The following is a 17492-nucleotide window of genomic DNA, read 5'->3' on the forward strand; positions in this document are numbered from 1 at the left end:
GGGGGCGAAGGGGACACGCTTGGATATCCTTCGGCGTTCGGGGAGGCCCCGCCCGCTCACAGCTCCTTGCGGAACTCCTCGGCGGCCCGCAGGAAGAGGTCGTTCGCCTCCCGCTCGCCGATCGTCACGCGCGTCCCCTCGCCCGGGAACGGCCGCACGACCACGCCCGCCGCCTCGCAGGCCGCCGCGAAGTCCGCCGTACGCTCCCCCAGCCGCAGCCAGACGAAGTTCGCGTGCGCCTCCGGCACCGTCCAGCCCTGCGCGGTCAGCGCCCCGGCCACCCGCGCCCGCTCGGCGACCAGCGCCTCCACCCGCTCGCGCAGCGCGTCCTCGCTGTGCAGCGAGGCGACCGCGGCGTCCTGGGCGAGCTGGCTGACGCCGAAGGGGACCGCGGTCTTCCGCAGCGCCGCGGCGACCGGCTCATGGGCGATCGCGAAGCCGACCCGCAGCCCGGCCAGGCCGTACGCCTTGGAGAAGGTGCGCAGCACGCAGACGTTCGGCCGCTCGCGGTAGAGGTCGATGCCATTGGGGACCTGATCGTCCCGGATGAACTCGATGTACGCCTCGTCCAGCACCACCAGCACATCGGACGGCACCCGGTCCAGGAACCGCTCCAGCTCCGCCCGGCGCACCACGGTGCTGGTCGGATTGTTGGGGTTACAGACGAAAATCAGCCGGGTGCGGTCGGTGATGGCATCCGCCATCGCGTCCAGGTCGTGGACCTCCGCGTCGGTCAGCGGGACCCGCACCGAGGTCGCGCCCGCGATCTGAGTGATGATCGGATATGCCTCGAAGGACCGCCAGGCGTAGATCACCTCGTCGCCCGGCCCGGCCGTCGACTGGACGATCTGCTGAGCCAGCCCGACCGAACCCGTCCCGGTGGCCAGGTGCTCCAGCGGTACGTCGAACCGGCTCGCCAGCTCGGCGATCAGCGCGGTGCACGCGAGGTCGGGGTAGCGGTTGAAGGACGCGGCGCTGTTCGCGACCGTCTCCAGCACCCCGGCCAGCGGCGGATACGGGTTCTCGTTGGAGGACAGCTTGAAGGACCGGGGGCCGTCCCCGGCGGCCGGCTTACCGGGCTTGTACGTAGGAATCCCGTCCAGCGCGGCGCGCAGCTTGGGGCTCTTCTCACTCACCGGCAGTCCTCCTCGGCCCTTCCCTTCGGCTCCGTGCGCAGGCTTCGCACACGGCAATACTGCACACCTTATGAGGATTGCCCCGCCCCGCGTACCCGCCCGGGACGCCCGCGTACCCGCCGGAGGCGCCCGCGTACCCGCCGGGGGGAGCGCCCCGCTCATCCGCGCGCGCCGGTGGCGAGCGCCGTGGCGCGCATCCCTCGTGCAGGTGAGTTGAGACCTCTTCGAGACATCGAACAATCGCCAGGCGTGGATATGCCAGGGGCGACCACACCCCTCCCCAACACCCCAACTGGCTTCCATTCCAAGGGAATTGGCCGGAGCGCTCATGCAGAAACGTGCCTTCCGAATACCGATGGCGGAATCGCGCAGACCGGGCACTCGGGCCCTACTATCGGCTGGCCATGACAGCAGCAGGGAAGCACCAGGTGAGCCGGTCGGCCGGCCGCCGGTTAGGCAGGGCGGGCATCCGGGACGTGGCCGCCGCCGCCGGGGTCTCGATCACGACCGTCTCCGACGCGCTCAACGGCAAGGGACGGCTCCCGGATGCCACCCGCCGCCACGTCCGCGAGGTCGCCGAGCGGCTGGGCTATCGCCCGTCCGCCGCGGCCCGTACCCTCCGTACCGGCAAGTCAGGGCTCATCGGCCTGACCGTGACCACGTACGGGGATGAACCTTTCACCTTCACCGAGTTCGCCTACTTCGCCGAGATGGCGCGGGCCGCGACCTCCGCCGCGCTGGCCCGGGGCTACGCCCTGGTCATCCTCCCGGCCACCTCACGCCACGACGTGTGGTCCAACGTCGCCCTCGACGGCACCATCGTGGTCGACCCGTCCGACCACGATCCGGTGGTCACCGAACTGCTCCGCCAAGGCCTCCCCGTGGTCAGCGACGGCCGCCCGGCCGGCACCCTCCCCGTGACCGCCTGGGTCGACAACGACCACGAGGCGGCCGTGCTCGGCCTCCTGGACCACCTCGCCGACGCCGGCGCCCGCCGCATCGGACTGCTCACCGGCACCACCACCGACACCTACACCCGGCTGTCGACCGAGGCGTATCTGCACTGGTGCGAGCGGGTGGGCCAGGACCCGGTCTACGAGGCGTACCCGGCCCACGACCCCTGTGCCGGGGCCGTCGCCGCCGACCGGCTGCTCGCCCGCCCCGACCGCCCCGACGCGGTCTACGGGCTCTTCGACCCCAACGGCACCGATCTGCTCGCCGCCGCCCGCCGCTACGGGCTGCGCGTCCCGGAGGACCTGCTGCTGGTGTGCTGCAGCGAGTCCACGGTCTACCGGACCACCGAACCGCCCATCACGACGCTCTCGCTCAAACCGCGCCGGATCGGCACCGCCGTGGTCCAGTTGCTCATCGACGCCATCGAGGGGCTCGACAGCGACCGCCCCGTCGAGCAGGTGATACCCACCGAACTGATCGTGCGGACGTCGTCCCAGCGCCGTCCGCCGCGTACGACCGTCAGCCCGCCGCGCAGCCGCGCCGGAGGATGATCTGAGAGCGACTCAAGGATGACCCGAGAAGGACCTGAGGCCCTTGGGCTTCCCCTACCGGACCAATCCAGGATAAAAGACCGTCCAAGCGGGACCGAGTACCGATTGACGGCACCCTGGTGCGTCACAAGCCCTCACGGTCATTCCTATGATGGGCGGACGACACCGCGGACCGCCGTCGACCAGGCAAGGTCCACAAGGTGGCACGGCGGCGCGATGGTGGAGGGGTCGATGACTCAGGGGGCCGGTCTGGAAGCCACGGCAGGGACCATGGCGGCGGTGCCGCCCGTGCCCGCGTACGGGGCGTCCACGCCGCCCGGCCCGGTGCCTCCCGCACCCGCGCCCGCGCCCCTGCCGGACGGGTACACCCCGACCGAGAAGCTGCCGGTCGTGGGCCCGGGGCACACCATCGCCGACACCCGGCTGGTGCCCCCGCAGGACCGCCCGACGATCGCCCTCTCCTCGGTCACCGACCCCGGCGCCGACCCGCTCACCGACGGCGAAGGACCCGGCCCGCTCTACGTCGTGGGCGACGTCCACGGCTACCACGACGAGCTGCGCCAGGCGCTCGCCGCCCAGGGCCTGATCGACGACAAGGGCAGCTGGGCGGCCGGGAAGGCCCGGCTGTGGTTCCTCGGCGACTTCACCGACCGCGGCCCGGACGGCATCGGCGTCATCGACCTGGTGATGCAGCTCTCCGCCGAGGCCGCCGCCGCGGGCGGCTACTGCAAGGCGCTGATGGGCAATCACGAACTGCTCCTCCTCGGCGCCAAGCGGTTCGGCGACACCCCCGTCAACTCCGGGGCGGGCACCGCCTCCTTCCAGGCCGCCTGGCTGCTCAACGGCGGCCAGCGCACCGACATGGAGCGGCTGGAGGACCATCACCTCCAGTGGATGTCGCGGCTGGACGCGATGGCCGAGGAGGACGGGCACCTGCTCGTGCACTCCGACACCACCGCCTATCTGGAGTACGGCGACTCGATCGAGGCCGTCAACGACACCGTCACCGAAACGCTGCAGCGCAGTGACGCGGACGAGTGCTGGGACCTGTTCCGCAAATTCACCAAGCGCTTCGCGTTCCGCGACGAGGACGCCGGGCCGACGGCCGTGCGCGAATTGCTCGGCACCTACGGTGGGGAGCGCATCGTCCACGGCCACAGCCCGATCCCGTATCTGCTGGGCGAAGTCGGCTCGGAGGACGGCGAGGACGATGGCGCGCCCGCGGTCGAGGGCCCGCACGTCTACGCGGACAATCTCGCGGTCGCGATGGACGGCGGCATCACCATGGCCGGGAAACTGCTGGTCGTACAACTGCCGCTCGGCACCTGAGGGTGATACGGACGCCCATGGGAAAGGCCGGACGGCGCCGCCGGAGTTGAGCAAATCACGAAACTTGCTGTCACCTCGCGGCGGATCGGCTCTACCATCGGTTTATCCGTCGCAGGCTCTCCTCCGTTTCCGCCCGACCGCCCGGTGAAAGCCGGCACCGAGGCCCTACGGAGTATCGGGGGATGCACCATGAAAAGCGCTCCGCACCTGTTCGCCGAGGACCGCCCGGAGTTCGAGCGAGTTCTCGACGAGGTGCTGCGTACCGCGGACCAACGACCGGACCTGAAGGGCATAGGACAGCGGCTCACCGCCGAGCAGCTGCGCACCATGGCGCTCAGCGCCTCGGCCGCCATCACCGCGTGCGCGGCCGCCGAATACCAGGACTACGTCCTCGCCCGCACCAAGCTGCGCGAGCCCGTCCCACCGGGACCGATGGCCCAGGGCCCGGAGGACGACGGCGAGCACGCGCAGTCCGCCGGGTTCACCGGCACCGTCCTGGACGCCTCCGGAGCGGGGCTGGTCCCCATGCTCGCCGTCCTGGCCCCGGTGCTGGCCGGGACCGCCGCGATCATCTTCCTGCTCGTCGGCTATGTGCTGGACGTCCTGGACCCGGCGCCGTCCATCGCCCAGCCGATGATCACCGCGGGCTGGTTCTTCGCCACGCTCACCGCCGCGGGCATCCTGCTCGCCGCCGTCGGCCTCCTCATCACCGCCCTGCGGAACGGCTCCAGCGCGATCCGCGGCGAGGCCCTGGCCGAGCAGCTGGAAGAGGTGGACCGCGCGCGAGAGGCATGGCGGCAGGCCCTGCTGGAGCGGGGCGTGCTGCCCTTTCTGCGCGAGGCGCTGAGCAACCCGTCGGCCCCCGCGCCCTGGACCGCGCCGACGCGTTCGTCCTCGGCCTACGTCCCCGGGCGCTCCGAGGCGGCGGGCCGCACCCCCCACCTCGGCTACAGCCGCCCGGGCTTCAGCACCGACGACGAGGGCCCCAGGGCCCGCCCCCGCTACAGCAGCCCGGACTACACCAGCCCCGAGTACGGCGGCCCGGAGAACCAGCCGGACTAGGGGGTGTCGTGTGGATCATGCCGGGCTCCCGACGCCGCTGTGACATCAGCCGCTGCCGCGGCGGGCGGCACCTCGCGGCCCCGCGCTCGTCGCACGCAGCGCCGCTGCGCTCTCCTCACGCGGGTTGCGATCCACCGCACCAGACGCCGCTCGCTGATCCGGCCTGATCCACAAGACACCCCCCTAGGCCCGCCCGGTGAGGGCCAGCACCCGCGTGAACGGATCGGCCCCGGCCCCCGGGTCGGTGCCGGCCGCGAACAGCCCCGTGGCGCCGAGCCCCGGCCCCGCCGGGACCAGCCACTCCAGCGCCGCCTCGGTCAGCTCCTGATCCGGCGTGAACTCCGCGCCCCGGGCCCGCGCCAGGTCCCAGGCGTGCAGATAGACGTCGCTCCACCGGATCCGCACCGCCGCGTCCCCGCTCAGCTCGCCGACGACCGGATTCCGCACGGTCCGCCCGGCCACCCCCGGTAGCCCGGCGGCCCCCTCCGCCCGCGCGGCCCACTCCGCGAACGTGTCCCCGGGCCCTGGGGTGACCTGGTCGTCCGTCAGGACGGACACCAGATGCGCATGGCCCAGCAGGACATGCCCCACCAGGTCCCGCACCGTCCACTCGCTGCACGGGGTGGCCAGCGCCCATTCACCGTCCCCGATCCCGTCGAGGTGTGCGGCGAAGGCTCGGTTGGCGATACGCAGTGCGCGCAGGTTGTCCATGGGCTGCTCCGGAAGGCTCGTACGGGTGTTTCAGGGACAGCCCACCCAAGCACGGGTCCGCCGCCGCGACGAGAGCGTCGCGGCGGCGGGCCCGTGGCTCCGGCCAACCGGTCGGGGTCAGTCGGCGATCGGCAGATAGACCCGGTTGCCCGCGGCGGCGAACTCGCGGGACTTCTCCGCCATTCCGGCCTCCGCCTCCGCCTCGTCCATCGCGTCGCCGTGCTCGCGCCGGATGTCGTGGCTGATCTTCATGGAGCAGAACTTGGGCCCGCACATGGAGCAGAAGTGCGCCGTCTTCGCGGGCTCCGCCGGAAGCGTCTCGTCGTGGAACGAGCGCGCCGTGTCCGGGTCGAGGGCCAGGTTGAACTGGTCCTCCCAGCGGAACTCGAAGCGCGCGTCGGAGAGCGCGTCGTCCCAGGCCTGGGCGTCGGGGTGGCCCTTGGCCAGATCGGCGGCGTGGGCGGCGATCTTGTAGGTGATCACGCCGGTCTTCACGTCGTCGCGGTCCGGCAGCCCCAGGTGCTCCTTGGGGGTGACGTAGCAGAGCATCGCCGTGCCCCACCAGGCGATCATCGCGGCGCCGATCCCCGAGGTGATGTGGTCGTATGCGGGCGCGACATCCGTGGTGAGGGGGCCCAGGGTGTAGAAGGGGGCCTCCTCGCAGATCTCCTGCTGGAGGTCGACGTTCTCCTTGATCTTGTGCATCGGGACATGACCCGGGCCCTCGATCATCGTCTGGACGCCGTGCTCCTTGGCGGTCCGGTTGAGTTCGCCGAGCGTGCGCAGCTCCGCGAACTGGGCCTCGTCGTTGGCGTCGGCGATGGACCCGGGGCGCAGTCCGTCACCGAGCGAGTAGGTGACGTCGTAGGCCGCGAGGATCTCGCACAGCTCCTCGAAGTGGGTATAGAGGAACGACTCCTGATGGTGGGCCAGGCACCAGGCGGCCATGATCGAGCCGCCGCGGGAGACGATGCCGGTCTTGCGGCGGGCGGTCAGGGGGACGTACGGCAGCCGCACGCCCGCGTGCACCGTCATGTAGTCGACGCCCTGCTCGGCCTGTTCGATGACGGTGTCCTTGTAGACCTCCCAGGTCAGCTCCTCGGCCTTGCCGTCGACCTTCTCCAGCGCCTGGTAGAGCGGCACGGTGCCGATGGGGACGGGTGAGTTGCGCAGCACCCACTCGCGGGTGGTGTGGATGTTGCGGCCGGTCGAGAGGTCCATGACCGTGTCGGCGCCCCAGCGGGTCGCCCAGGTCATCTTCTCGACCTCTTCCTCGATGGACGAGGTGACGGCGGAGTTGCCGATGTTGGCGTTGACCTTCACCAGGAACCGCTTGCCGATGATCATCGGCTCGATCTCCGGGTGATTGACGTTGGCGGGCAGTACGGCCCGGCCCGCCGCGATCTCCTCGCGGACCACCTCGGGGGAGACGTTCTCGCGGAGCGCCACGTACTCCATCTCCGCGGTGACCTCGCCCCGGCGGGCGTACGCGAGTTGGGTGACGGCGGCGCCGTCACGGGCCCGGCGGGGCTGGCGCGGCCGTCCGGGGAAGACCGCGTCGAGGTTGCGCAGGCCACCGCGGGGCGAGGTGTGTTTGACCCCGTCGTCCTCCGGCCGGGCCGGGCGGCCGGAGTACTCCTCGGTGTCGCCGCGGGCGATGATCCAGTTCTGCCGCAGCGGCGCGAGGCCACGGCGGACGTCGGTGTCGATGTGGGGGTCGGTGTACGGGCCGGAGGTGTCGTACAGCGTCACGTCCTGGCCATTGGTGAGGTGCACGCGGCGCACCGGGACCTGGATGTCCGGGCGGGAACCCGTGACATATCCCTTGTGCCAGCCGAAATCGCCGGCGTTTTCGCGCATGTGTGCATCCTGCTGAGTCATGAGACCCACTCCCTACGCCGGCATTACCCGGTAACAGGTTCAGCGGTCGGCGCAGCTGTCGCGTCAGCGCCCTCTCAGCCCGGTGCTCCGAGCTCCCGCGATTGCAAAGGTGCCCCCACGCTAACGGTTTCCCCGCATACCTGAACAGGGGGCCTCGCACTCTTGCGATGATGCGACGGTGACCGCGACACAGCAGGACCATCCGCCCGAGCAGCCCCGCGTGCCCGGCCAGGCCCACTCCCACTCCCACGGCCACAGCCATGCCCATGCGCACGGTCCGGCCGCCCCCGTCTCCGCACGCCTCCGCAAGGTCATCGCGGTGGTGCTCATCCCCTTCGCCGTCGCCGTCCTCGCCGGGCTGGTCGCGCTGTGGCCGGGCAGCCCCGAGCACACCACGCACGGCCGCAGCGGGCTCGGCTTCGACCAGGAGACGGCCGCCGGGCGGGTGGTGAAGGTGGAGGAGGTCGACTGCGCCGACGTCAACGCGCAGCCGCAGGCCCCCACCGAGCCGGGTCAGCAGGGCGGCGCCCCGGCGCCCGGCGGCGGGACGGGCGGCGCGGCCGGCGGAAGCGGCGGCGGGGCCACCGGCGGCGGGAAGAGCGTCTGCGAGCGGGCCACCATCGAGGTCACCTCGGGCAAGGACAAGGGCCGTACGTTCCCCGAGATCGTCCAGCCGAACGCCTCACGGAAGTTCAGCGCCGGGCAGGAGCTGAAGCTGAGTTACGCGCCCAAGGCGCCGAAGAATCTCCAGTACTCGGTCTCGGACGTGGACCGCTCGTTCCCGATGGCGCTGCTCGCCGGGCTGTTCGCGCTCGTGGTCGTGGCCGTCGGCCGGCTGCGCGGCGTCTTCGCGCTGGTGGCGCTGGCGATCAGCTTCGGGGTGCTGACGCTGTTCATCCTCCCGGCGATACTGCAGGGCTCCAATCCGCTGGTGGTGGCGGTCATCGGGGGCAGCGCGATCATGCTGCTCGCGCTGTACATGTGTCACGGGCTGAGCGCCCGGACCTCGGTCGCGGTGCTCGGCACCCTGGTCTCGCTGCTGCTGATCGGGGTGCTCGGCTCGCTGTTCATCGGCTGGGCGGCGCTGACCGGCAACACCGACGACCAGACCGGGCTGGTGCACGGCCTCTATCCGGGCATCGAGATCAAGGGACTGCTGCTGGCAGGGGTGATCATCGGTTCGCTGGGGGTGCTGGACGATGTGACGGTCACCCAGACCTCGGCGGTGTGGGAACTGCGGGAGGCGGACCCCACGACGAGCCGCCGCAAGCTCTACGCGGCCGCGATGCGCATCGGGCGGGACCACATCGCGTCCGTCGTGAACACCCTGGTGCTGGCGTACGCGGGCGCCTCGCTCCCGCTGCTGCTCCTCTTCTCGATCGCGGACAGCGGGGTGGGAACGGTGGCGACGAGCGAGATCGTCGCGGAGGAGATCGTCCGCACGCTGGTGGGCAGCATCGGGCTGGTCGCCTCGGTGCCGGTGACCACGGCGCTGGCCGTGCTGGTGGTCTCCGCGGACCACGCGCCGGACGGCGGCGGGGCGAGCGGCGGCGCGCCGAGCGGGAGTGCGGCGCACGGGAACGCCGCGGACAAGGGGGCAGTGAGCGGGGGCGGACGGGGGCGCGGGCGGCGCCGCCGGGCGCGCGCACGCTGACCGGCGCTACGCGAAGCGGTCCTCGGCCAGGATGCGGTCCAGTTCGGCGTCGAGGTCGCCGACCGGATCGCAGGCCGCGGGCTCCTCACCGAACGGGACGAGCCGGTCCGTACGGTCCAGGAAGGCCACCAGCGGCGCCGCCCCGGCCCGGAACAGCGCTCTCTCGGACCCCACCTGCAGTCTGATGAACACGTCCGAGAGTCCTTCGGGCGCGGCCGGAGCGATCCGCACATCGCCCTCGCCGGAGGGTTTGCTGAGCCCGTCCAGCAGCAGCTCACGGGCGAAGGCCCAGCTCACCGGCGCGTCGCCGGGCAAGTGGAAGGTGATCTCGACCGCGTAGGGGTCGCCGCTGTCGTACGACAGCTCGACCGGGATCCGGAAGGACAGTTCCTGCGAGACCAGAAAGGTCATCGTCACTTCCGCCTGGACTGTGTCACGCATGTCACGCATCGTTCGCCGCCCCGGGTAGTTCAGACTTGGCCGCCGACTCTGGAGCGTAGCGACTCGACTGCGGGGCGGAGTCGCTTTGCCTCATGTGAGGGAACGGAAATGGCCAGTGTTGCCGTGGTGGAACCCACCGGGCCGGGCGACGCCGGCCCGGTGCGCGGGCGATCAGGGCCGGTCCAGCGGCCGTGTCGATGTTCGCTGTCGTCAACAGGCACCCCCGGGGTGTTGTTGCGAGGCAGACGCCGAGATGGGGAACGTCGCGGACTCGCACTCTAACCACAGTGGTGCCGCAGGGCCGATGTTTGGCTCCGCGGTATCCCTCGCGCGGCGTACCCGCCGGGCGAGGCCGCGGGGTCACCGGCGGCGGCTCACCAGTCGTTGCGCGACGAGGACGAGGTGAACTTCCGTACGACGTAGATCAGACCGCCGATCAGCGCCACCAGCAGCAGCGCCTTGAAGAGCAGGCCGACCACGAAGCCGACCACGCTCGTGATCAGCCCGCCGAAGACGGCGAGGACGAGAACCGGCACCGCGATCCATGTCACCCACCACGGCAAGCCCTGGAATATCCCCTTCGCGGCCACGTGCGCTCCTTGCCTCGTTCTGGCTGGCGGGGCCGGCCTCACGGCTCCGGTCCCCCTGCCCTCGATGCTAGGGCGGGCAGGAAGCGGACGGAGGTCTTCCACCCCCCGTCCGTCCCTGACCGTACCCGTAGGGGACGCGGAGCGCTCCCGTCAGCTCTCCGGGGGAGAGAACACCACCATGACCCGCAGGTCCTCGGTGATGTGGTGGAACTTGTGCGCCACCCCCGCCGGTACGTACACCACACTGCCGCGCGCCACCTGCGTCGTCTCCATGCCGACCGTGATCGACGCCCGGCCGCTCATCACCAGGTACACCTCGTCCTGGCGGTGCGGCGCCTGCGGATCGGTCTGGCCCGCGTTCAGCGCGTACAGCCCGACCGACATGTTCCGCTCGCGCAGGAACTGCAGATACGCGCCCTCGTTCGCGGCCCGCTCCGCCTCCAGCTCGTCCAGCCGGAACGCCTTCATTCGCCTCTCCACCCCTGCCTGCACTGCCCCTGCCCGTCGCCGGGCCTGTCTGCGACGATCTCAACCATGAAGAATTTGCTCGTCAAGACGCTCGCCAACGCCGGCGCCCTCGGCGTCGCCATCTGGCTGCTCAAGGACATCACGCTGACCGGTGAGAACACCGGACGTAAGACGATCACCCTCATTCTCGTCGCCCTGCTCTTCGGCGTGGTGAACGTGGTGGTGAAGCCGGTCGTCAAACTGCTGGCATTTCCGCTGTTCATCCTCACGCTCGGGCTGATCACCCTGGTGATCAACGCCCTGATGCTGCTGCTGACGTCCTGGCTGGCCGGGAAATTCGATCTCAGCTTCCACGTCGAAGGCTTCGGAACGGCCGTCCTCGGTGGCCTGATCGTTTCCATAGTCGCCTGGGCGCTGCACGTCGTCCTTCCCGATGACAAGGACTGACCGCGGCCGGGGATGATGACAGGTATGAGAGCCCCGTCGCCTTTTCGTGTCTGCTTCGTCTGCACCGGCAACATATGCCGCTCGCCGATGGCCGAATCCATCGTCCGCGCCCATGTCGCGGAAGCCGGATGGGACGGCCTCGTCGAACTGGACAGTGCGGGCACCGGCCCCTGGCACGAGGGCGACGGGGCCGACCGCCGCGCGATCGCCGTGCTCACCGACCACGGCTATGAGCAGGATCACATCGCGCGGCAGTTCCAGCCCGCGTGGTTCGATCACCTCGATCTGGTGATCGCGCTGGACAGCGGCCATCTGCGGGACCTGCGCGCCCTGGCGCCGACCCCGGGGGACGCCGCGAAGGTGCGGCTGCTGCGCGACTACGACCCGGACGCCGACCGGGACGCGCCGGGCGGTCTGGACGTACCGGACCCGTACTTCGGCGGGACGGACGACTTCGAAGAGGTCCTGGAGATGGTCGAGGCCGCGAGCGGCGGACTGCTGGACGCGATCGCCGAGGCCCTCGACGCCGGTGCCAGGACGGGGGCGAGCGCCGGGTCCCCCGCGAGCGCCGGGTCTCCGGCGTCCGGCACGTCCGTCACGTCCGACGAGGAGCGCGTATGACCGGCGACGGCACCCGGGCCGTCCGTGCCGGACTGCCCGAGGCGGAGGCGTACGAACCGGCGCTGCCCGGCCCCGTCTTCGCCGCGCACTACCACCTCCCCGGCGACGCCGCCGGGCCCTTCACCTACGGCCGCGACGCCAACCCCACCTGGTCCCGGCTGGAGCGGGCGATCAGCGAGCTGGAGTCCCCGGACGCCGACGCCGAGACCGTCGTCTTCGCCTCCGGCATGGGCGCGATCGCCGCCGTCCTCCTGTCCCAGCTGCGGCAGGGCGACACCGCCGTCCTGCCGTCCGACGGCTACCAGCTGCTCCCGGCCCTCGCCGAGCGGCTGCGGAGCTTCGGCGTCCGGGTGCGCACCGCCCCGACCGCCGGCGACGCCCAGCTGGCGGCCCTGGACGACACCACCGGGCTGCTGTGGCTGGAGACCCCGTCCAACCCCGGCCTCGACGTGTGCGACATCCGCGCGCTCGCCGAGGCCGCGCACGCGCGCGGCGCGCTGGTCGCCGTCGACAACACCCTCGCCACCCCGATCGGCCAGCGCCCCCTGGACCTGGGCGCGGACTTCTCCGTGGCGAGCGGCACCAAGGCGCTCACCGGCCACGGCGACGTCCTGCTCGGCTACGTCACCTGCCGCGATCCGCGGCTGGCCGCCGCCGTGCGCGGCTGGCGCAAGACCGTCGGCGCGATCCCCGGCCCCATGGAGGCCTGGCTCGCCCACCGCTCCCTGGCCACCCTCCCGCTGCGCGTGGACCGGCAGGCCCGGACCGCCCTCGCCCTCGCCGGGGCGCTGCGCGACCGGCCCGAGGTCACCGGCCTGCGCCACCCCGGGCTGCCGGACGATCCGGCGCACCCGGTCGCGGCCGGGCAGATGCGCGGCGGGCGCTTCGGCTGTGTGGTCTCCTTCACCCTGCCTGGCAAGGAGCACGCGGAGCGGTTCCTCGCCGCGCTGCGGCTGGTCGACGACGCCACCAGCTTCGGCGGCGTGCGCTCCACCGCCGAGCGGCGCGGCCGGTGGGGCGGCGACGCGGTGGCCGAGGGCTTCATCCGCTTCTCGGTGGGCGCCGAGGACCCGAACGACCTGATCGCGGACGTGCGGCGCGCGCTCGACGCTGCGCGCGAAGGCGGCTGAAACTCGCCGTACGGCGTGCGCGCGGGTACGCCTGACGGGCGTCTCAAGCCTCCCCCCTCGTGGCTTGAGACGCCCCGGTTCTTCTCGTGGAGAACCGCTTGAACAAGGCTAGTTGACTCAGCGTCAGTGTCCAATCACAGTAGCGACATGGACCTATCGGCATATTTATAGTTGGCATGCGGCGGGGGTGCGCCGAGACGAGGGGAACCGCATGGATCTGGCCCTCTTACGCACGTTTGTCACGGTGCACCGCGCCGGCTCCTTCACCCGTGCCGCCGCGCTGCTCGGCCTCTCCCAGCCCGCCGTCACCGGCCAGATCCGCACCCTGGAGCGGCAGGTGGGGCGGCCGCTGTTCCTCCGTACGGCGCGCGGGGTCATCCCCACCACCGTCGGGGAGGAGCTGGCCCACAAGACCGCACCGCACCTCGACGCGCTCGTGGAGATCACCGAGGCCGGTCTCGACGACCACTCCACACTGCGCACCCTGCACCTCGCCGGTCCCCCGGAGTTCACCGCGCTGCGCGCGCTGCCCGCGCTCACCACGCTCGTCACCCGGGGACTGGCGCTGCGGTGCGCCTTCGGCGCCTCCGAGGAGCTGTTCAAGGGGCTCGGGGCGGGCCACCACGACCTGGCCATCAGCACCGCCCGGCCGCGCGGGCGGCTGCTGGCCGCCACCCCGCTGTGCGACGAGGAGCACGTGCTGATCGCCTCCCCGCGCTGGGCGGCCCGGCTCGGCGGCTCCGCGGTGCTCCAGGTCAAGGGCGCGAGCGCGCTGGAGGCGCTGCCCGTGGTCGAGGTCCACGAGAGCCTGCCGCTGGTCAGCCGCTACTGGTCGGCCGTCTTCGACGCCCGCCCGGTCACCTCCGGCACGGTCATCGCCCCCGATCTGCGGGCGGTGCTGGCATGCGTCGCGGAGGGCGCGGGGCTCGGCGTGCTGCCGCGCTATCTGTGTATGGACGCCCTCGACGCCGGGGAGGTGGTGGCGCTGCTCAACCCGCCGGTGCCGCCGCTGCGCACCTACTTCCTGGTGGTGCGGACCGGCGGGCTCGCGGTGCCGCATGTCGCCCGGGCGCACGAGTGGCTGCTGCGCGCCGCCGTCGACTGGTGAGCCTTGTCCCCCGGTGAACCCCTGTCCACTGGTGAGCATGGGGTTTCAGCCGGGGACGGCTGCGGCAGATGTCCTGCATGACCGAACGACCCGTGGTCAAACGCACCGCCCGTGCCATCCTGCTCGACGGCGACACCGACCCGCGCATGATCCTGATCAAGCGGACCAAGCCCGGTCAGCAGCCGTACTGGATCACTCCCGGCGGCGGTGTGGAGCCCGAGGACGGCACCGTCGTCGAGGCCCTGCACCGCGAGGTGGACGAGGAGCTGGGCGCGAAGGTGACGGACGTGGTCCCCGCCTTCGTCGACACCGTTCCGCACCCGGAGGGGGGCATCCCGGACGGGGTCAAGGTGCAGCACTTCTTCGTCTGCAGACTCGCCTCGATGGACCTCAGCCGGCGGCACGGCCCGGAGGTGGAGGAGCCCTGCGGGGAGTACGAGGTGGTGCGGATCCCGTTCACCCGGGAGGGGATCGCCTCCGTCGGCATGGTGCCGCCGTCGCTGCGCGCCTATCTCGACGCCAACGTCGAGGGCGTGCGCGCCCTGCTCGCCGACGACCTCGGCTGATCAGCGGAACCAGCCGCTGAACGGCTGCGGTCCCTTCTCCACCGCCCGTCGGCGGGCGTCGGCGAGCACCCGCTCGGCCTCCTCCAGCCACTTCTCGGGACGCGCCGCCGGCAGTTCCGGCCCCGAAACCCACTCGGTGGGAACCGGTGCCCGGGGCGCGGGCGCCTGAGCAGCCGGTACCGGGGCCGCCGGCGCGGCGGGGGGCACGGCGGGAATCTCGGCGGAGGACTCGGCGGCAGGCTCGGCAGGGGGCGTACGGCGCCGCTCGCGCGCCTCCGCGGCGGCGCCGAAGAAGTCGCCCCCCTTGCGCTTGGCGTCGTCCGTCCCCCAGGCCCGGCCCTGCTGCGGGTCACGGGGCCGGTCGGGGCCCGGCCCGTCCCCCGCGCGGGCGTGCCGCCGCGTGGGCACCTTCTGCAGATGGGGGATGTGCTTGGCGCAGTGGATGTACGCCTCCTCGACGGTCACCTCGACCCATACGACCGCGCGGCGGCCGGGTACCGGGTCGACCGGCAGGCCGGGGTGGCGGGCGCGCATCTCGTCGTCCTGGACCACCCGGGCCCAGCCGTTGACGTGCAGTCCGATGCGGTCGCGGAAGAAGTCGATCAGCATGATGCCGACGTGCGGGTTCTCCTCGATGTTGCCGAGGCTGGCCAGCACGCCGTTCCCCCGGTATTCGGGGTAGGCGAGGGTGCGTCCGTCGAGCACGCTCAGAAAGCCGGGCGGCCCGGCCCGGAAGGTGCTGTCGCACTCCCCGTGCCGGTCGGCGGTGGCCAGGAAGAACATCTCCTGGCGCGCGATGAACTCCCGCATCCGGACGTTGAGGTGGTCCAGCACCTGCTGGTCGTAGAAGCGGTCGGCACGGTCGGCCGTGCCCAGGCGCTGCTGGAGGAGGTGCTCACCGTCGCTCCCCGGACGGTCCGCGCGGTCCGTACTCTCCAGGTGCTCCGGGCGCTCCAGGCGCTCCGCACGGTGGCCGGGTGCCGGCGCGGCCGCCCTCTCGTGCCCGACGTCGTCCACAGTCCCTCGTCCCCGTCCTGACATCGCCGTCTGTCTACCGCCACGTTTCCTGACCGCTCCGCCGCCCTGCCCCGCGCTACTCCGCCGCCGCCATCAGCTCTTCGATGGAGTCGTGCCGGATGCGATGGGACGGGACGCCGACGCCCATCAGGGCGTCCACACCGCTGCGGATCATGCCGGGCGGGCCGGAGAGGTAGGCGTCGAACGCGTTCCACGGGCCGTACTGCCGCACGGCGTCCGGAAGTCTGCCGCTGAGTCCGCTCGTCGGGCCGTCGGAGACCACCGGACGGACCGAGAGCCAGGGGTGCCGCTGGGCGAGCCGCAGCATGGTGTCGATGTCGTAGAGGTCGTGGTCGCTGCGGGCGCCGTAGAAGACCTCGACCGCCCGCTGGCGGCCGTGCTCGGCGACGTCCTCGACCAGCGCCTTGATCGGTGCGATACCGGTGCCGCCGCCCAGGCACAGCAGCCCGTTGTCGGACGCGTGGTCGACCGTCATCGAACCGGCGGGCGGTCCGAGGCGGATCACATCGCCGGGGCGGGCGCGGTGCACCAGCGCGGAGGAGACCCAGCCGGCCGGTATCGCCTTCACGTGGAAGGACAGCAGCCCGTCGGCGCGGGGCGCGGAGGCGAAGGAGTAGTGCCGCCACACCCGCGGCCACCAGGGGGTCTCCACCGAGGTGTACTGGCCCGCGAGGAAGGGGTACGGCTGGTCCGGGCGGACGGTGATGACGGCGATGTCGGCCGTGCGCGATTCGTGCCCGACGACCTCGGCCTGCCACCACGCGGGCGCGCGCAGCTCGTCCTCGGCCGCCGCGTCGATCATGATCTGGGAGATCGAGGTGTAGGCCCGGACCCAGGCCGCCTCGGCCTCGTCGCTCCAGGTGCTGGTCGCGTACCGGGTCAGCGCGGCGATCAGGCACTCGCCGACGGCCGGATAGTGCTCGGGCTGGGTGCCGTACTTGCGGTGCCCGCGGCCGAGCCGGGACAGGAAGTCGCTGAGGATGTCGTGATCGTCGATGAGCCGGGCGGCGGTGAGGATCGCCTTGAACAGCCGGTCGCGCTGGGCGTCCATGGCGGCCGGGAAGAGCGGCCGCAGCTCGGGGTGCTGGACGAAGAGGAGCGCGTAGAAGTACGAGGTGACCTTGTCGCTCACCGGCTCGATCTCGGCCATGGTGCGGCGCAGCAGGATCGCGTCGGGCGAGGCGGTCTCGGGCGCGGTGAAGACGGACTCGGCGGCCGGGCGCGCGCGGTGCGGGGCCGACGCCTCGTCGGGGCGCTGATGCTCCTCGCGCCCGGCCTCGCGCCCCGTCTCGGGCGGCACCGCGGACGCGGGCGGCACGGCGGACGCGGGGGCGATGGGGGAGGCGGGGGCCGGTACGGGCGGCGCCGCGCGGCGCTCGGCCTGCGTACCGGCCGGGTGTATCGGGCTCACCCGGCGGCCGGCCGCCCGGTCCTCGGACGCGCCGTCCGCTTCCGGGGAACGGGGCTGGTCATCGGCCGGTTTCCTGCTCGGGGTGAACCAACCCCAGTCGCCACTGTTTCCCCCGCCGTCGTTACCGGCCGACGATGTGGTGGTCGGAGCGTCCATGGTTGCCTCGCCTCGAACATCTTTCTGTCGGTCTTCGCACTTCCGCTGCCGGAATGTGCCCGCAATTCCCCGCTCTGGTCGACTGGTTCACGTGAGATTGGTCCTGTCGGCCCGCTCCGTACTCTGTATCCGGGCAGCATGCCACGCTCCTTCCGCACCCGAGAACTTCGCCCGAAGTCCGGGTAACAGGGGCTGTGTTCCCGATATGCTGGTTGGAGCGGGTTGCCCGGTTGTGGTC

The 17492-nt window shown here is 71.8% G+C and carries 17 protein-coding genes and 1 riboswitch; of the genes, 9 read left to right on the forward strand and 8 right to left on the reverse strand.

Going from position 1 to position 17492, the window contains the following annotated elements; translation table 11 throughout:
• Positions 1 to 56 precede the first annotated feature (56 nt).
• Positions 57 to 1136 (reverse strand): histidinol-phosphate transaminase, encoded by a 1080-nt coding sequence (hisC, locus tag ABZ562_RS12730; RefSeq protein ID WP_361477243.1) that lies wholly within the window; start codon positions 1134 to 1136, stop codon positions 57 to 59.
• Positions 1137 to 1540: 404 nt separating this feature from the next.
• Here hisC and ABZ562_RS12735 point away from each other — a divergent pair, with 404 nt between their 5' ends.
• The 3 genes from ABZ562_RS12735 to ABZ562_RS12745 all read left to right on the forward strand — a co-directional run bounded on the left by ABZ562_RS12735 (position 1541) and on the right by ABZ562_RS12745 (position 5032).
• Positions 1541 to 2641 carry a LacI family DNA-binding transcriptional regulator gene (locus ABZ562_RS12735; RefSeq protein WP_361477246.1) on the forward strand — a complete coding sequence of 367 codons (1101 nt, stop codon included), beginning with the start codon at positions 1541 to 1543 and terminating at the stop codon, positions 2639 to 2641.
• Between the two features lie 216 nt (positions 2642 to 2857).
• Positions 2858 to 3970, forward strand: coding sequence for a metallophosphoesterase (locus tag ABZ562_RS12740; protein WP_361477249.1), 1113 nt, complete (start codon positions 2858 to 2860; stop codon positions 3968 to 3970).
• Between the two features lie 189 nt (positions 3971 to 4159).
• Entirely contained in the window at positions 4160 to 5032 is an 873-nt protein-coding gene (locus tag ABZ562_RS12745; protein ID WP_361477252.1) for a hypothetical protein, read from the forward strand.
• 183 nt (positions 5033 to 5215) lie between these two features.
• On the opposite strand, the gene ABZ562_RS12750 is transcribed toward ABZ562_RS12745, so the two are convergent.
• Entirely contained in the window at positions 5216 to 5743 is a 528-nt protein-coding gene (locus tag ABZ562_RS12750) for a TIGR03086 family metal-binding protein (RefSeq protein WP_361477255.1), read from the reverse strand.
• Positions 5744 to 5860: 117 nt separating this feature from the next.
• Positions 5861 to 7603, reverse strand: a complete 1743-nt coding sequence (gene thiC / locus ABZ562_RS12755) for a phosphomethylpyrimidine synthase ThiC (RefSeq protein WP_361477258.1) — start codon at positions 7601 to 7603, stop codon at positions 5861 to 5863.
• A gap of 13 nt (positions 7604 to 7616) precedes the next feature.
• Positions 7617 to 7733: riboswitch (TPP riboswitch) on the reverse strand.
• A 69-nt stretch (positions 7734 to 7802) separates the two neighbouring features.
• Here thiC and ABZ562_RS12760 point away from each other — a divergent pair.
• Positions 7803 to 9278 (forward strand): YibE/F family protein, encoded by a 1476-nt coding sequence (locus tag ABZ562_RS12760; protein WP_361477261.1) that lies wholly within the window; start codon positions 7803 to 7805, stop codon positions 9276 to 9278.
• Positions 9279 to 9284: 6 nt separating this feature from the next.
• On the opposite strand, the gene ABZ562_RS12765 is transcribed toward ABZ562_RS12760, so the two are convergent.
• From ABZ562_RS12765 to ABZ562_RS12775, 3 genes are all read right to left on the reverse strand, one after another.
• A complete protein-coding gene (locus ABZ562_RS12765; RefSeq protein WP_361477264.1) occupies positions 9285 to 9719 on the reverse strand; it encodes an SsgA family sporulation/cell division regulator in 435 nt (144 codons plus the stop codon).
• A 374-nt stretch (positions 9720 to 10093) separates the two neighbouring features.
• Positions 10094 to 10309, reverse strand: coding sequence for a DUF5326 family protein (locus tag ABZ562_RS12770; RefSeq protein ID WP_361477267.1), 216 nt, complete (start codon positions 10307 to 10309; stop codon positions 10094 to 10096).
• A gap of 150 nt (positions 10310 to 10459) precedes the next feature.
• Positions 10460 to 10777 carry a cupin domain-containing protein gene (locus tag ABZ562_RS12775; protein WP_361477270.1) on the reverse strand — a complete coding sequence of 106 codons (318 nt, stop codon included), beginning with the start codon at positions 10775 to 10777 and terminating at the stop codon, positions 10460 to 10462.
• A 66-nt stretch (positions 10778 to 10843) separates the two neighbouring features.
• Here ABZ562_RS12775 and ABZ562_RS12780 point away from each other — a divergent pair, with 66 nt between their 5' ends.
• From ABZ562_RS12780 to ABZ562_RS12800, 5 genes are all read left to right on the forward strand, one after another.
• Entirely contained in the window at positions 10844 to 11224 is a 381-nt protein-coding gene (locus ABZ562_RS12780; protein WP_361477272.1) for a phage holin family protein, read from the forward strand.
• 24 nt (positions 11225 to 11248) lie between these two features.
• Complete coding sequence (locus ABZ562_RS12785) at positions 11249 to 11845, forward strand: low molecular weight protein-tyrosine-phosphatase (RefSeq protein ID WP_361477275.1); 597 nt, start codon at positions 11249 to 11251, stop codon at positions 11843 to 11845.
• Positions 11842 to 12975 (forward strand): cystathionine gamma-lyase, encoded by a 1134-nt coding sequence (locus tag ABZ562_RS12790; protein ID WP_361477278.1) that lies wholly within the window; start codon positions 11842 to 11844, stop codon positions 12973 to 12975. Before ABZ562_RS12785 ends, ABZ562_RS12790 begins: the two co-directional genes overlap by 4 nt.
• 211 nt (positions 12976 to 13186) lie before the next feature.
• Complete coding sequence (locus tag ABZ562_RS12795) at positions 13187 to 14083, forward strand: LysR family transcriptional regulator (RefSeq protein WP_361477281.1); 897 nt, start codon at positions 13187 to 13189, stop codon at positions 14081 to 14083.
• 77 nt (positions 14084 to 14160) lie between these two features.
• Positions 14161 to 14649: an NUDIX hydrolase gene (locus ABZ562_RS12800; protein ID WP_361477284.1), complete on the forward strand. Its 489-nt coding sequence runs from the start codon at positions 14161 to 14163 to the stop codon at positions 14647 to 14649.
• Here the strand turns inward: ABZ562_RS12800 and ABZ562_RS12805 are convergent, their stop codons facing one another.
• Both ABZ562_RS12805 and ABZ562_RS12810 read right to left on the reverse strand, forming a co-directional pair.
• Positions 14650 to 15525: a pyridoxamine 5'-phosphate oxidase family protein gene (locus ABZ562_RS12805; RefSeq protein ID WP_361477439.1), complete on the reverse strand. Its 876-nt coding sequence runs from the start codon at positions 15523 to 15525 to the stop codon at positions 14650 to 14652.
• A 217-nt stretch (positions 15526 to 15742) separates the two neighbouring features.
• Positions 15743 to 17254, reverse strand: coding sequence for a globin domain-containing protein (locus ABZ562_RS12810; protein ID WP_361477287.1), 1512 nt, complete (start codon positions 17252 to 17254; stop codon positions 15743 to 15745).
• Positions 17255 to 17492 lie beyond the last annotated feature (238 nt).

This window comes from Streptomyces sp. NPDC019937 (assembly GCF_040631655.1).
GTDB lineage: Bacteria > Actinomycetota > Actinomycetes > Streptomycetales > Streptomycetaceae > Streptomyces.